Origin of the sequence: Shewanella intestini (genome assembly GCF_018221465.1) — a bacterium.
Taxonomy (GTDB): Bacteria; Pseudomonadota; Gammaproteobacteria; order Enterobacterales; family Shewanellaceae; genus Shewanella; species Shewanella intestini.
This window is the reverse complement of sequence record NZ_JAAIKR010000013.1, coordinates 61,751-75,938: the sequence shown is the minus strand read 5'-3', so window position 1 is coordinate 75,938 and position 14,188 is coordinate 61,751. Positions and strand designations below refer to the sequence as shown.

Genomic DNA, 14,188 nt, shown 5'->3' with positions numbered 1-14,188 from the left:
CTAATTTTTACCAGGTTTGGGTTTCTACGAACTTGTCCAAGCCAGCCTTCAACTCACCTTCGATGTCGGCATTGTAGTTGCCAGTTTCGTTGATGGTTTTCATTAGGTCAGCATGTTCACTGTTCATGAAAGAGAGCAGAGACGCTTCGAAATCACCGATTTTAGCTAAAGAAACAGCTTTCAAGTAGCCTTTTTCAGCTGCAAAAATAGACACAGACTGAGCAGCAATACTCATAGGAGCATATTGCTTTTGTTTCATTAGTTCGGTAACACGCTCACCATGCTCAAGTTGAGCACGAGTTGCATCATCTAAGTCAGATGCAAACTGTGAGAACGCTGCAAGCTCTCGATACTGTGCAAGTGCAGTACGAATACCGCCAGACAGTTTCTTGATGATCTTAGTCTGCGCTGCACCACCTACACGAGAAACTGAGATACCTGGGTTAACAGCAGGACGTAGTCCAGAGTTAAACAAGTCAGTTTCAAGGAAGATTTGACCATCGGTAATCGAAATTACGTTAGTCGGTACGAATGCAGATACGTCACCAGCTTGAGTTTCAATAATCGGTAAAGCAGTCAAAGAACCAGTTTGGCCTTTAACTTCACCTTTAGTGAACTTCTCAACATACTCGGCGTTAACACGTGAAGAACGTTCTAACAGACGAGAGTGAAGATAGAATACATCACCTGGATATGCTTCACGTCCTGGTGGACGTTTTAGCAGTAATGAAATCTGACGGTAAGCAACTGCTTGCTTAGACAGATCATCATATACGATTAGTGAGTCTTCACCGCGGTCGCGGAAATATTCACCCATTGTACAACCAGAGTATGGAGCCAAATATTGTAATGCTGCAGCTTCAGAAGCTGTAGCAACAACAACAATGGTGTTCGCCAAAGCGCCGTGCTCTTCAAGCTTGCGTACTACGTTAGCAATAGTCGATGCCTTTTGGCCTACTGCTACATACACACACTTAATACCAGAGTCTTTTTGGTTGATAATTGCATCAATCGCAAGTGCTGTTTTACCAATCTGACGGTCACCAATGATTAATTCACGTTGGCCACGTCCGATAGGAATCATTGAGTCAACAGCTTTATAACCAGTTTGCACTGGTTGGTCTACTGATTTACGCTCAATTACACCTGGTGCAATTACTTCAACAGGAGAGAAACCATCGCTATCGATTGGTCCTTTACCGTCAATTGGCTCACCTAATGTGTTGACTACACGGCCTAAAAGACCACGGCCAACAGGTACTTCCAAAATACGGCCTGTTGTTTTAACTTTATCGCCTTCTGCCAAGTTGGCATAAGGACCCATTACTACGGCACCGACAGAATCACGTTCTAAGTTCAACGCGATTGCGAAACGGTTACCTGGCAGCTCGATCATTTCACCTTGCATCACATCGGCTAGGCCATGGATGCGGATGATGCCGTCACTTACTGCAACGATAGAACCTTCGTTGCGAGCTTCACTAACGACTTCGAACTGCTCGATCCGCTGTTTAATCAGATCGCTGATTTCAGTGGAATTCAGTTGCATGCTCAAACTCCCAATTACGACTGCAGCGTATCAGACAGACGCGAAATTTTTCCGCGGACCGAGCCATCAATGACTAAGTCTCCTGCCGTGATAATTACACCAGCAATAAGGCTGGTATCTATGCTGCAATTCAGCTTAATTTTGCGTGCTAAACGTTTCTCTAAAGAAGCGTTTATTTCTTGTTGTTGCTCTGAGGTTAGCTCGGTAGCTGAAACAACATTTGCTTCAACTTCTTTCGCATGCTCACGTTGCATCTCAACGAATAGTTGAGCAACAGCAGGTAGCACTACTAAACGACCGTTTTCAGCCATTACCTTTAACAGGTTCTGAGCTTGCTCGTTGATTTGCTCACCACACACTCCGATAAAGAGTTCGGCAAGCTGTTTACTAGCTAAAGAGCCAGTGAGTAAAGGCTGCATAGTGTCGTTTTCACTAACTAATGCGGCGAAATTAAGCATTTCTGCCCAATTTTCTAAGTCTTTACTTTCAAGAGCAAAATCAAAAGCTGCCTTTGCGTAAGGACGAGCGATGGTGGTTATTTCAGCCATAACTCAAGCTCCTTATCAAAGTTCAGCAACAAGTTTATCAACTATGTCACTGTGGGCGGCTTCATCAATCGAACGTTCAAGAATTTTTTCTGCGCCAGCTATAGCCAATGCAGCAACTTGCTTACGCAAATCTTCTTTCACGCGATTGCGTTCAGCTTCAATTTCTGCTTGACCTTGAGCGATAATTTTAGCTCGCTCGGCATCGGCTTCAGCTTTTGCTTCATCGACAATCTGTGCTTTACGCTTGTTAGCTTGATCGATGATTTCATTAGCACTAGCTTTTGCATCTTTCAATTGCTCGGTCGCTTTAACTTGTGCTAGCTCTAAATCTTTGCTTGCACGTTGCGCGTCAGCTAAACCATCAGCAATTTTCTTTTGACGCTCTTCGATAGAATTCATCAAAGGAGGCCAAACATATTTCATGCAGAACCAGACGAATAGAATAAAAGCTATTGCCTGCCCTAGCAGAGTTGCGTTTATATTCACCGCATACTCTCCTTATGTTTGCAAATTAGAAAATATACCTAAAAAGGCACGATTATCCCGCTACAGCAAACATTATGTATAGACCCAGACCGACGGCAATCATTGGGATCGCATCAACAAGACCCATAACAATAAAGAACTGTGTACGTAGTAAAGGAATTAGATCAGGTTGACGAGCAGCACCTTCAAGGAACTTACCGCCAAGCATACCAATACCAATAGCGGCACCAATAGCTGCTAAACCCATCATAAGAGCTGCTGCGATGTACAACAGATCCATATTTAAATTTTCCATTTAAAACTCCAAAGTATTGCTTATTATTATTAACGAAATGGCTTAATGTTCTTCAGATGCTTGAGATAGATAAACTATCGTTAACACCATGAAAATAAATGCTTGTAACGTTATAACTAAAATATGAAATATCGCCCAAGGTACTGAAAGTACCCATTGAGACCACCACGGCAATAATCCTGCGATAAGTATGAAAATCAACTCACCAGCATACATATTACCAAAGAGTCGTAGACCCAATGAAATAGGCTTAGAGAGTAATGTTACACCTTCAAGGAGCAAGTTAATTGGTATAAATGCCCAGTGATTAAATGGCTGTAACGTTAGCTCTTTTGAGAATCCCTTTATCCCTTTTATCTTAATGCTGTAATACAGAATCAAAATAAATACGCCTAAAGACATTGATAATGTCACATTGACATCAGCAGATGGCACTACGCGAAGATAAGGAACGCCCATTAACATAGAAGCATGTGGGATGAAATCAACAGGAATTAAGTCCATAAAGTTCATTAAGAAAACCCATACGAATATGGTTAATGACAATGGTGCAATAAGTGCATTCTTCCCGTGGAAAATATCTTTCACAGTGTGATCGACAAACTCCACAATCATTTCAATAAAGCATTGAAGCTTACCCGGCACTCCTACAGTTGACTTCTTAGCTACAGATCTGAAAACCCAAAGGAAAATCACACCTGTAAGAACAGAGAAGATCAAACTATCGATATAAACGTTCCAAAAACTGGCCTCATCCGCCACCAATCCCAATTTTGCAAGTGAGAGGTTGGTAAGATGATGACCGATATATTCTGAAACTGTTTCAGGCCCAGACATAACTCATCCTATTTTTTGTAGTTTACTAATAATAAAGGCGCGAAAACACTCACACCAAGTACTATTAAATAGGTTAGTTTTAGTGGAGTGAACTCCACTTGCAAACACACATAGGTCGCAATAAATAAAATGATGGTTACCAGTATTTTTAGTGCTTGGCCTAAATAGAACGACATTAAAATGCCTTCTGCGGTCTTCGCGCTAAAAACACAAAAAGCAAAAATGCTATTTGCAATAAAACAGATCCCACCGCCAATAAGCGCTGAAAATCCTGACTGATAATCAATCACTAATCCTAAAGATATAGCAACCGCACAAACGACAATAAATTGGATCATCAACAGCGGCTTAGTTAAGCTACGGTTTGATTCAATTGTCGAAGGTTTCATGTATTTGTACCTTTTATATCTCACAAAACAGCATTTTGTGAGTAGACAGGTAAAGCGTGCGAGAACTGACAATAATGATAAAAATAACTTTTTAGTCACTTTTTGGCTTTAAAGGCAGCTTTTAAGTGAATTTCTTAGTTAACTAATTGCTTATTTAACATAAGAAATGCACTTTCTCACTTTTATGTTTTCTTACATTTGTTAAGATTGTTTTCAGAAAAAACTATCTGTAAAAAAACGTAGCAAGTATACCTTTTTTGCCATCCAATGCAACGATGGCATTGGGAAAAGAGGCCTTTTAAGCCTATATATAATTAAATCGATATAAACAACACAAAAAATACTTTCACCTAAGAATAACAATTAATTCTTTTATGTAAAATCACCTGATTTTACTAACAATTCCTTCTAATTCTTCTAAATTTTGATAGTTAATTACCATTTTACCTTTGCCTTTTTTATTGTGAGATAAAGACACTTTTGCACCTAATATTTCAATTAACTGAGTCTCTAAACGCTCAACATCATGATCTTTGCTCGCTTTTTCAGGTGTCTTAGTCGGATTTAAGGCTTTATTAACTAATAATTCAGTTTCCCGAACAGTCATTTCTTTGGAAGCAACCAATCTTGCTAGCTCTGTTTGCATATCCCCTTCAATACCAAGCAGCGCTCGAGCATGGCCCATTTCAATATCACCACGCTCAAGTAGCACTTTAACAGGCGCATTTAAGCTATTGAGACGTAATAAGTTTGACACGCTGACTCGAGATTTGCCTACCGCATCAGCAACTTGTTGATGGGTTAGCTCAAATTCATCTTTTAAGCGTGCAAGTGCAATTGCTTCTTCCATGGCATTAAGATCTTCACGTTGTATGTTTTCTATCAACGCAATTGCAACAGCTGCTTCGTCAGCCACTTGTTTAACTAAACAAGGTACGTTATCAAGGCCGGCAAGTTGAGATGCTCTCCAGCGGCGCTCACCTGCGATAATTTCATATTTGTCATCGCTAACCATACGTACAACTATCGGTTGAATAATACCTTGTGAACGAATTGATTCCGCAAGTTCTTCAAGCGCTTCTGGTGACATATCTTTACGTGGTTGATATTTTCCAGGTTGCAATAAGTCTGTGGCAAGCGTTAATAAATCATTAGCTTCTTTAGCTTGGGCATTATCAATTTGACTGGTTTTTTCGTTAGCCACATGACTCTTACTTAATAAGGCGTCTAAGCCTTTTCCTAAACCACGTTTTTTTAATGTCATTTGTATTTCCTAAGCTTCTTTGGCTTGATTTTGTTGTTCAGCTCGACGGATTATTTCCCCTGCAAGGGCTAAGTAAGCCTTTGCTCCAGCACTACTTTTGTCATAATACATGGCTGGTGCACCAAAACTTGGGGCTTCTGCTAAGCGAATATTGCGTGGAATAACCGTACGATAAACTTTTTCACCAAAGTGCTGTTTTAATTGATCAGATACATCATTAGACAAACGATTACGTGGGTCATACATTGTCCGTAAAATACCCTCAATGGTTAAGGTTTTATTGACCATCGCACCCAATTTAGTAATGGTATCAATCAGTGCGGTTAACCCTTCTAGCGCAAAGTACTCGCACTGCATTGGCACTAATACCGAATCAGCAGCAGACATGGCATTAACGGTCAACATGTTTAGTGATGGCGGACAGTCGATAAAAATATAATCGTAATCGTCTTTTATCGACTCAAGTGCATTACGCAAACGAATTTCGCGGGCAAAGAACTCCATCAGTTTGATTTCAGCGGCGGTGACATCACCGTTACTGGCTATCAGATCATATTTACCCGCGGTGTCTCTAACGACAATTTCTTCAAATGGTTTTTCTTCTACCAGCAGTTCATATGCGGTATTTTCAACTTCATATTTATCAACACCACTTCCCATTGTGGCGTTACCTTGCGGGTCGAGATCGATTAACAAAACACGTCTTTTCGTGGCTGCTAAAGATGCAGCTAAATTGACACACGTTGTTGTTTTTCCAACGCCACCTTTTTGGTTGGCTACGGCAATAATTTTACCCACAATGTCATCCTGTTATAAATTATTGATGTCCGGTAATATTTTAAACACTTTTACTTACGTCAATTGCGTTTTAGCGAGAAATTTTTAATAAATGACGTTGTTCTTCAAGTGTTGGTACGGTTAGGGTTATGGTATCAATCAGCGTAAACCCAGTAGGCATATTTTTGAGCTCGTCTGCTGATAATTGCCCTTTTAAAGCATAAAAAATGCCGTCATCACTTGGAAGATGGTGACACCACGTTAGCATATCTTCTATTGATGCAAAGGCGCGGCTTAATACACCATCAAATGTTTGTTCTGGCTGATAAGCTTCAACTCGGCTTTCAACTGATTGAATATTATCAATTTTAAGTTCGAATTTCGCTTGTTTTTGAAAGCGGATCCGTTTTCCTAAACTATCAAGCAAAACAAATTCTTTATCCGGATTTAAAATAGCAAGCGGGATCCCTGGTAATCCTGGCCCTGTTCCTACATCAATAAAGCGCTTGCCTTCAAGGTGGGCTGATACTGCTAAACTGTCCATAATATGGCGAATTAGCATTTGCTCAGGATCACGCACAGAGGTAAGGTTATAGGCTTTGTTCCATTTGTGAAGCATATTCACAAACCCAATAAGTTGTGTCTGTTGCTGCTCAGTTGCACAAATATTCATTTCGGCTAAGTAGCCACGTAGCTGGTCAGATAACACAAAAGCCTCGTTATATTTTAATTCGATCTGCCGTTATTATGATGCGCTAAAAGCACGAAAGGAAGCCTTTCGGCTCCCCTTACTATTTAAGTTACAAAAAACAGCTGTTTTAAGCACTTTTTTTCAATAATCCACGTCTTTTAAGGTGAACTAATAAAATTGAAATTGCTGCGGGTGTAATACCTGAAATTCGTGATGCTTGACCTACAGTTTCAGGTTTATGACTATTTAGCTTAGCAATGACCTCATTAGATAATCCGGGGACTTCTTGGTAATCAAGTGTTAAAGGCAATAATGAACTTTCATGACGAACAGCTTTATCAATTTCATCTTGCTGACGTTGTATGTAACCTGAATATTTTACTTGAATTTGCACTTGTTCAGCAGCGCGTTCATCAACAATTGCAGGGCCAAACCCTTCAAGAGAAGTTAGTTTGGCATAATCCATTTCTGGTCGACGTAACAAGTCTTCAAAAGAGGCTTCGCGAGAAATAGGTGTATTTAACACTGGATTTAAAACGCCTAGCAGTGGTGAACTTGGGTGAACCCATTGACTGCGTAAGCGCTGTAGCTCAAGCTCAATGGCTTCTTTTTTCTCACTATATTTCTGCCATCTATTATCGTCGACTAAGCCTAATTCACGTCCTTTTTCAGTCAGACGTAAATCAGCATTATCTTCACGCAATAATAAACGGTATTCAGCACGGCTAGTGAACATACGATACGGTTCTTTGGTACCTAATGTTGATAAGTCGTCAACTAGCACCCCTAAATAGGCTTGATCACGACGTGGACACCAAGCTTCTTTGCCTTGCACTTGCAGTGATGCGTTCATGCCAGCTAATAACCCTTGTGCCCCTGCTTCTTCATAACCTGTGGTGCCGTTAATTTGTCCGGCAAAGAACAAGCCATTAATCGTTTTGGTTTCAAGTGAGCTTTTCAGATCTCTTGGGTCGAAGTAATCATATTCGATAGCGTAACCAGGGCGCACGATTTCGGCATTATTTAAGCCTTTAATCGAACGAACTAAATTAAGCTGAACGTCAAATGGTAAACTAGTAGAGATCCCATTAGGGTAAATCTCATTGGTGGTTAACCCTTCAGGTTCAATAAATATTTGGTGAGATGATTTATCAGCAAAACGATTGATTTTATCTTCAATTGAAGGGCAATAACGTGGGCCAATGCCTTCAATAACACCCGAATACATTGGGCTACGATCAAGTCCACCACGAATAATATCGTGAGTTTGTTCATTGGTATGAGTGATATAGCATGAGATTTGCTCAGGATGTTGTTCCACATTACCGATAAATGACATCACAGGCAGTGGATTATCACCTTTTTGTTCCGTCATTTGACTGAAATCAATGGTGTTTGCATCAATTCTTGGTGGTGTACCTGTTTTTAAACGACCAACTCGAATTGGTAATTCACGTAAACGATGGGCTAATGCAATGGCTGGCGGATCACCTGCTCGACCACCACTGTAATTTTCTAGTCCAATATGAATTTGACCACTTAAAAATGTGCCTGTCGTTAACACGACACTTGGCGCTTCAAAAGCTAATCCCATTTGGGTGACAACACCAACCACTTTTTCATTTTCAACGATTAAGTCATCAACTGCTTGTTGAAAAATACGTAAATTCGGTTGGTTTTGAAGTATTTGTTGGATTTTTTGACGATAAAGTGCTCTATCAGCTTGAGCACGTGTCGCTCTTACTGCTGGGCCTTTACTTGAATTTAACGTTCTAAATTGAATACCTGCAAAGTCCGTTGCAATAGCCATTGCCCCACCAAGCGCATCGATTTCTTTGACTAGGTGGCCTTTGCCAATTCCGCCAATAGCAGGATTACAAGACATTTGACCTAAAGTATCGATGTTGTGAGTTAACAATAGGGTTTTTGATCCCATTCTTGCTGCAGCAAGCGCAGCTTCAGTTCCGGCATGACCTCCGCCGACAACTATGACATCAAACCGTTCGTGAAAATGCATTACGTGACCTTCAGTAAATTAATGAAATTTTGATCGTGGTTTCAAATTGAGCGGATCATTTTACCACTGACTGTACACAAGGTGAAAGATCAATTTTTGGTGTTTGATCTAGGGTGGTTTGCTTAATAGATCTTAAGATCTTTTTAAAGAGATCTTTATTATCTCTTATTATTAAGGAAGCCTTTTTCTGTGCGTAACTCTATTTTTTGTTTTAAATCATGATTTTGTATGCTTTCAATCATGTGATCAGATGGCGATCAAACTAGAGATAACTTGGGGATAGATCGGCTAGTTATCCACAGGGGGAAACATTGAGTCGATCTCACTGAAAACTGTACAAGGTTATGATCGGATAAAATAATAGTTTATCCACATATTTATTAAATAAGATCATAATATGTGGATAAATCTATTGTTATTGTGGGTATATATCTGTGTTATTCAGTTTTTAGATTTATTTTAGCGGTTAAATGGTGTCTTGCCATTGTGATAACCACGCGAGAGCGGGTTCTTCAGGTACCGGTGTATGTTGCACATCGATTTGGATCTTATCCACACACTGGCTTGATCCTGCCTGTGTAAACAATTCCACCAGCTTTTCTGGACCTTGACAAAATGTGTCATAACTTGAGTCGCCAATGGCACAAACGGCAAATTTTACCTTACTAAGATCGGGTTGAAACAACATGATCTGTTTAAAAAATGGTTGAATATTTTCTGGAAGATCGCCTGCTCCGTGTGTCGAACACACTAAAATCCATAATGAATATGTCGTTATTTCATCCAATTGTGGATCTAAAAAGACTGCTGTTTCATGACCGAGTTCTGTCAGCTGCGCTGCCATATCGTCAGCAACATATTCTGTGCCACCTAAAGTTGTGCCTACAATTAACGCTATTTTGGTCATTTTTTATTCCCAATTATTATCAATGTAGATAGTTTACTTGGTTTTGATTTCAGGTGTATTGCTATTGTACTGGTGACGGCTAATCGGTCATTTTATGGTTAATATCGCGAGGGTAAGCAGTATTATCGTGACAGTGGATTACGCGAGAATGGTTATTTTAAAGGCTGTTAATTTAGCTGATACAGTGTATGCACATTTAAGCTTTGATAATCCCTCAGTGCTGCCTATGCCGACAACTAAAGGTCAAATAGGAGGTCAATTATTGCGTTGTAAATGGGTAAAAGCGTAGGCTCGCTTGTGATTATATTCATCTTGTTCGTTAAAAGTGGATAGATAATAAATTACCAGCTTTTGAGTAATTTTTTTAATAAACCTTCGAGTTGTTGTTGTTCATCGAGGGTGAGTATTGCCATTTTTTGTTGTTCTTTTTGATGTAATTCAACCACTAACTTTTCAATTAATACCTTGCCTTTAGGGGTGAGTTTTACCAATTTACTGCGTTTGTCATCTGGGTTGTCTACACGGGTAATTAATCCTGCTTTTTCTACTCGATTTAATACTTTAGTGAGTCCACCTGAGCTAAATAATAAAGAATGATATAAGGCGGTAGGTGATAAACAGTAAGGCGCGCCAGATCTTCTAAGTGTGGTTAAAATGCCAAATTCAGCCCCCTGCAACTGGTATTTTTGCTGGACATTATTTAACACCACGTCGATATGATAATGGGTTCTAATCAATCTAAGAATCGCTGGCGTAATGGTTTTATAAGCTTCCGGCCAATGTGTTTTTGTGGAATACAAAATACTGTCGACAGTTTCTTGTTGCTGCAAAATGATGAAACCTTAGTTATGAGTTAGGTGTTTAATATATCTTGCTAGAAAGCTAAATGCTAGGTATTATCTTTCTAGAAAGATATATAGAGGTATAAATGCAACAATCCATATCAAAAAGCTTAATTTTTCTGTTGGCGGCTGTTTTTGCAATGACGCCTTATGCCATAGACTGTTATTTACCCGCTATCCCTTCAATTGCTGCTGACTTTAACGTTAATACAGCCATGATTTCTGTCACCGTTAGTATGTATATTTTTGGCATGGCGGTTGGCCAATTAATTGGTGGACCATTATCTGATAAATATGGGCGTCAACCAGTGATGTTTGCTGGATTAGTCATGTTTGGTGTATGTAGTCTAATGTTGGCTATTGCTGATTCATTATCGTATTTTTGGTTTTTGCGCTGTTTGCAATCAATTGGTGGTGGTATTGCTGTGGTTGGCGTACCTGCCACTATTCGGGATAATTCTGAAGGTAAGGAGGCCGCTAAGCTGTTTTCTTTGGTGATGCTTATTATGATGATTGCCCCTTCAATCGCCCCAGCAATGGGTACTTTAATAATGACGACAACGAGCTGGCATTGGATTTTTATTTCTTCTGCAATGTTCGCCATTTTTGTCGCTATTATGTCATTTTTTATCATGCCCAAACCTAAAGCTAACATTAATTCCATTCCAAGCGGCGGCTTTATGAGTGTGCTCAAATACAAACCTGCTCGGGGTTATTTAATTGCGGTGGCATTTTCTTATGCGGTCTTAATCACCTTTATTACCAATGCGCCATTTGCCTATTTGGTGAAATTTGGTATTTCGGAAGCCTTATTTTCAGCCCTTTTTATTGGTAATGTGATTGGTGTGGTGACGGTTAATCGAATTAATGCATATTTTCTTAATCGTTATGAAGCTGCGCGAATGTTAGTGGTGTTTTTATGCTTGCAGTTATTTGGTGGTGGTATTTTATTTGCGTCATTATTCTTTATGCCAGACAATTTGTGGTTTGCGGCCGCAGGCTTTATTACTTGTATGGCCGCCACAGGCGGTACGATGTCTAATGCCAGTGCTTGTTTCTTAAAGTTTTTTGCAAAGAATGCCGGTACAGCGTCAGCATTAATGGGCGCAACTCAATTTTCTGTCGGTGCGTTGATAAGCGGGTTAACGGCTTTATTTTTACATGATTCATTATGGCCTATGATATTGGTGATGTTCAGTTGCGCTGCATTTGCTTTGTTGTCGACGATGAAAACCAATCATTATCATCAGTCTCAACAACTTGTTGATTAAACGCTAAGGCAGGCATTAACTGTTTGGTGATAAAAAGGGATATTCATTGCTGAATATCCCTTTTTAGTTCCTGCTTTTGAGCTGATTTATGCTTTGAAGTTAGCAGCATGAAAATGCAGATGATCTTCTATAAAGCTCGAGATAAAGAAATAACTATGGTCATAACCTGGTTGGATGCGCAATTCTAGTGGGTAATTAACGGTTTTTGCCGCAGCGACTAATGCTTGAGGGTTTAGTTGCTCGGCTAAAAAGTTGTCGTCACTACCTTGATCCACCAGCGCTGGGATATGTTTATTGCTGTCAGTTAATTGCGTTATTAACGCACTACTGTCGTATTGTAACCAGCTTTGTTTATCCTGACCTAAATAGCCTGAAAATGCTTTTTGTCCCCACGGGCAAGTTGTTGGCTGACATATTGGGCTAAATGCAGAAACACTGCTGTATTTGTCGAGGTTTTTAAAGGCAATAGACAATGCGCCGTGCCCACCCATTGAATGACCACTGATTGCCCGTTGTTGATTGACGCCAAAGTTGGCTTCAATAACGCTGGGCAGTTCATTTACCACATAATCGTACATGCGATAGTGTTGGTTAAATGGTGGTTGGGTAGCGTTTAAATAAAACCCTGCGCCTAATCCAAAGTCATATGCATGGTTGTCATCATCTGGCACATTATCGCCTCTTGGGCTGGTATCAGGAGCAACAATTGCAATGCCTAATTGGGCAGCAACCTTAAATGCGGCCGCTTTTTGCATAAAGTTTTCGTCAGTACAAGTTAGCCCTGATAACCAATACAGCACCGGTACGGATTGATGTTGTGCTTGCGGTGGTAAAAATATAGCAAAGCGCATTTCGCACGATGTAGCGTCACTTTGATGACTAAATTGTTTGTGCCATCCGCCAAAGGCTTTAGTGGCACTCACTTGAGTTATCGACATTGTCTTTCCTTTTATCTAAACCAAAATACGGCGTTATTTTATGTGGCTAAAGAATAAAATACCCTTTTATCGATGACGGATAAAAGGGCTTAAACAGCTGCTAATCGATATTATTTATCAAAATGAATCACGCTACGGATACTCTCGCCTTTATGCATTAACTCAAAGGCTTCGTTGATATCTTTAAGTCCCATTGTATGAGTAATGAAATGATCTAACTTAAATTCACCATTTAAGTATTGTTCTACAATACCGGGTAATTCACTACGACCTTTAACACCACCAAAAGCGCTACCTTTCCAAACTCGACCTGTCACTAATTGGAATGGACGGGTTGAGATTTCTTGGCCTGCACCAGCAACACCAATGACCACTGACTCGCCCCAGCCTTTATGACAACATTCTAGCGCGCTGCGCATGACATTAACGTTACCAATACACTCAAATGAGAAATCAACACCGCCATCAGTTAACTCAACAATGACATCTTGAATGGGTTTGTCGTAGTTTTTAGGGTTAATGCAATCTGTCGCGCCAAGTTTAGTCGCTAGCTCAAATTTCGATTCATTTAAGTCAATACCGATAATGCGTGATGCACCCGCCATGGTTGCGCCAATTATGGCCGATAAACCAATGCCACCTAAACCAAAAATAGCCACAGTATCGCCTTTTTGAACTTTAGCGGTATTGAGCACCGCGCCCATACCGGTTGTGACACCACAACCTAATAAACAGACTTCTTCTAGTGGCGCTTCTTTATTGACTTTCGCCAGTGAAATTTCTGGTAATACTGTGTATTCAGAAAAAGTTGAGCAACCCATATAATGGAAAATAGGTTCACCGTCTTTATAAAAACGAGTGGTACCGTCAGGCATTAAGCCTTTACCTTGGGTTTCACGTACTGCGCTACAAAGGTTGGTTTTACCTGATTTACAGAATTTACATTCGCCACATTCTGCAGTGTAAAGAGGAATAACATGATCGCCCACTTTTACGCTGGTTACGCCTTCACCAACCATTTCTACTATTCCGCCACCTTCGTGACCAAGAATCGCTGGGAACACGCCTTCTGGATCATCGCCGGATAAAGTGAAAGCATCAGTGTGACAAACACCCGAAGCAATAATCTTAACCATTACTTCGCCAGCTTTTGGGTACATAACATCAACTTCTTCTACTGATAAAGGTTGGCCTGGTCCCCATGCTACAGCGGCTTTAGACTTAATAAATTGTGCTGACATTGTGTTTGTCCTTATTAAAGATGAATGGCTAAATTGAATCTACTTAGTGTAGATGAGATTTTATCGAGATAGATCTATTGTAATTATTTTCTGTCAGTTGATAATAAGCTTAAATAGCAAATGACTTTTACGAGAA

At 40.0% G+C, this 14,188-nt stretch carries 15 protein-coding genes; 1 reads left to right on the top strand and 14 read right to left on the bottom strand.

Annotation, left to right across the window (positions count from 1 at the left end):
• Positions 1–7: 7 nt before the first annotated feature.
• From atpA to G3R48_RS12940, 12 genes are all read right to left on the bottom strand, one after another.
• The gene (atpA, locus tag G3R48_RS12995) at positions 8–1,549 is read right to left on the bottom strand and encodes a F0F1 ATP synthase subunit alpha (RefSeq protein ID WP_153665440.1); all 1,542 of its coding nucleotides are present in this window, start codon (positions 1,547–1,549) and stop codon (positions 8–10) included.
• A gap of 14 nt (positions 1,550–1,563) precedes the next feature.
• A complete protein-coding gene (gene atpH, locus G3R48_RS12990) occupies positions 1,564–2,097 on the bottom strand; it encodes a F0F1 ATP synthase subunit delta (RefSeq protein ID WP_153665442.1) in 534 nt (177 codons plus the stop codon).
• Positions 2,098–2,112: 15 nt separating this feature from the next.
• Complete coding sequence (atpF, locus tag G3R48_RS12985) at positions 2,113–2,583, bottom strand: F0F1 ATP synthase subunit B (protein ID WP_212593356.1); 471 nt, start codon at positions 2,581–2,583, stop codon at positions 2,113–2,115.
• 52 nt (positions 2,584–2,635) lie between these two features.
• Positions 2,636–2,863, bottom strand: coding sequence for a F0F1 ATP synthase subunit C (gene atpE, locus G3R48_RS12980; RefSeq protein WP_425516757.1), 228 nt, complete (start codon positions 2,861–2,863; stop codon positions 2,636–2,638).
• A gap of 57 nt (positions 2,864–2,920) precedes the next feature.
• Positions 2,921–3,715, bottom strand: a complete 795-nt coding sequence (gene atpB / locus G3R48_RS12975) for a F0F1 ATP synthase subunit A (RefSeq protein ID WP_153665446.1) — start codon at positions 3,713–3,715, stop codon at positions 2,921–2,923.
• An 8-nt stretch (positions 3,716–3,723) separates the two neighbouring features.
• On the bottom strand, positions 3,724–4,104 hold the full coding sequence (locus G3R48_RS12970; protein ID WP_153665448.1) for a F0F1 ATP synthase subunit I: 381 nt from the start codon (positions 4,102–4,104) through the stop codon (positions 3,724–3,726).
• A 382-nt stretch (positions 4,105–4,486) separates the two neighbouring features.
• Positions 4,487–5,368, bottom strand: a complete 882-nt coding sequence (locus tag G3R48_RS12965; protein ID WP_153665450.1) for a ParB/RepB/Spo0J family partition protein — start codon at positions 5,366–5,368, stop codon at positions 4,487–4,489.
• A gap of 9 nt (positions 5,369–5,377) precedes the next feature.
• On the bottom strand, positions 5,378–6,166 hold the full coding sequence (locus tag G3R48_RS12960; protein WP_212593355.1) for a ParA family protein: 789 nt from the start codon (positions 6,164–6,166) through the stop codon (positions 5,378–5,380).
• Positions 6,167–6,236: 70 nt separating this feature from the next.
• Entirely contained in the window at positions 6,237–6,854 is a 618-nt protein-coding gene (rsmG, locus tag G3R48_RS12955; protein WP_212593354.1) for a 16S rRNA (guanine(527)-N(7))-methyltransferase RsmG, read from the bottom strand.
• A gap of 109 nt (positions 6,855–6,963) precedes the next feature.
• Positions 6,964–8,853 carry a tRNA uridine-5-carboxymethylaminomethyl(34) synthesis enzyme MnmG gene (gene mnmG, locus G3R48_RS12950; RefSeq protein WP_153665452.1) on the bottom strand — a complete coding sequence of 630 codons (1,890 nt, stop codon included), beginning with the start codon at positions 8,851–8,853 and terminating at the stop codon, positions 6,964–6,966.
• Positions 8,854–9,319: 466 nt separating this feature from the next.
• Positions 9,320–9,760, bottom strand: a complete 441-nt coding sequence (gene mioC, locus G3R48_RS12945) for an FMN-binding protein MioC (protein ID WP_153665454.1) — start codon at positions 9,758–9,760, stop codon at positions 9,320–9,322.
• 341 nt (positions 9,761–10,101) lie between these two features.
• A complete protein-coding gene (locus tag G3R48_RS12940) occupies positions 10,102–10,590 on the bottom strand; it encodes a MarR family winged helix-turn-helix transcriptional regulator (RefSeq protein WP_153665456.1) in 489 nt (162 codons plus the stop codon).
• Positions 10,591–10,688: 98 nt separating this feature from the next.
• Between G3R48_RS12940 and G3R48_RS12935 the strand changes: the two genes are divergently transcribed.
• On the top strand, positions 10,689–11,873 hold the full coding sequence (locus G3R48_RS12935) for a multidrug effflux MFS transporter (protein WP_153665458.1): 1,185 nt from the start codon (positions 10,689–10,691) through the stop codon (positions 11,871–11,873).
• A gap of 86 nt (positions 11,874–11,959) precedes the next feature.
• Here the strand turns inward: G3R48_RS12935 and fghA are convergent, their stop codons facing one another.
• Positions 11,960–12,811, bottom strand: a complete 852-nt coding sequence (fghA, locus tag G3R48_RS12930; RefSeq protein WP_153665459.1) for an S-formylglutathione hydrolase — start codon at positions 12,809–12,811, stop codon at positions 11,960–11,962.
• Positions 12,812–12,921: 110 nt separating this feature from the next.
• On the bottom strand, positions 12,922–14,052 hold the full coding sequence (locus G3R48_RS12925) for an S-(hydroxymethyl)glutathione dehydrogenase/class III alcohol dehydrogenase (RefSeq protein WP_153665461.1): 1,131 nt from the start codon (positions 14,050–14,052) through the stop codon (positions 12,922–12,924).
• Positions 14,053–14,188: the final 136 nt, after the last annotated feature.

Excerpts from the sequence above, each read along its gene's own strand:
- atpA (WP_153665440.1), bottom strand. The coding sequence starts at position 1,549 with ATGCAACTGAATTCCACTGAAATCAGCGATCTGATTAAACAGCGGATC.
- atpH (WP_153665442.1), bottom strand. The coding sequence starts at position 2,097 with ATGGCTGAAATAACCACCATCGCTCGTCCTTACGCAAAGGCAGCTTTT.
- atpE (WP_425516757.1), bottom strand. The coding sequence starts at position 2,863 with ATGGATCTGTTGTACATCGCAGCAGCTCTTATGATGGGTTTAGCAGCT.
- atpB (WP_153665446.1), bottom strand. The coding sequence starts at position 3,715 with ATGTCTGGGCCTGAAACAGTTTCAGAATATATCGGTCATCATCTTACC.
- G3R48_RS12970 (WP_153665448.1), bottom strand. The coding sequence starts at position 4,104 with ATGAAACCTTCGACAATTGAATCAAACCGTAGCTTAACTAAGCCGCTG.
- G3R48_RS12965 (WP_153665450.1), bottom strand. The coding sequence starts at position 5,368 with ATGACATTAAAAAAACGTGGTTTAGGAAAAGGCTTAGACGCCTTATTA.
- mnmG (WP_153665452.1), bottom strand. The coding sequence starts at position 8,853 with ATGCATTTTCACGAACGGTTTGATGTCATAGTTGTCGGCGGAGGTCAT.
- mioC (WP_153665454.1), bottom strand. The coding sequence starts at position 9,760 with ATGACCAAAATAGCGTTAATTGTAGGCACAACTTTAGGTGGCACAGAA.
- G3R48_RS12935 (WP_153665458.1), top strand. The coding sequence starts at position 10,689 with ATGCAACAATCCATATCAAAAAGCTTAATTTTTCTGTTGGCGGCTGTT.
- fghA (WP_153665459.1), bottom strand. The coding sequence starts at position 12,811 with ATGTCGATAACTCAAGTGAGTGCCACTAAAGCCTTTGGCGGATGGCAC.
- G3R48_RS12925 (WP_153665461.1), bottom strand. The coding sequence starts at position 14,052 with ATGTCAGCACAATTTATTAAGTCTAAAGCCGCTGTAGCATGGGGACCA.